General features: G+C 70.8%; 1 protein-coding gene. It reads left to right on the forward strand.

The window, feature by feature from the left end; all coding sequences use genetic code 11:
- On the forward strand, nucleotides 1-449 hold a 449-nt coding region (locus tag LPA41_RS41130), incomplete at both ends, for a DUF1684 domain-containing protein (RefSeq protein ID WP_229076909.1).

Genomic DNA, 449 nt, shown 5'->3' on the forward strand with positions numbered 1-449 from the left:
TTTCGGCAGCGTGCCGGTCTACTTCGGCGAGTCCGAAGTCGAGACGATCGTGCGCACGACCGACGACGGCGCGAGCGTCTACGCGGTGCGCGTGCGCGATCCGCGCGAGTCGGCCCGCAAAGACTTCTCTGGCCTGAGCGCCTACGACTACGACCCGGCGTGGCGCCTCCCGGCCCGCTTCACCCCGGCCGAGCGCGTCGACGTCGAGCAGGAGACCGTCGAGACCGGCGTCCGCGAGACCACGACGCGCATCGGCACCCTCACGGTCGTGCTCGGCGGCGTCGAGCGCGAGCTCCAGCTCATTGGCAAGGAGTCGGCGCGCGGCCTGCGTCCGGTGCTGCACCTGCGCGACCTCACGAGCCGCGAGACCACGTACGGCGCCGGCCGGGTCGTCAACTTGGAGTGGCGCGATGGCGTGGGCAGCGACATCGACTGGGTCGACTTCAACT

Origin of the sequence: Actinoplanes sp. DH11 (assembly GCF_020873875.1) — a bacterium.
Classification (GTDB): Bacteria; Actinomycetota; Actinomycetes; order Mycobacteriales; family Micromonosporaceae; genus Actinoplanes.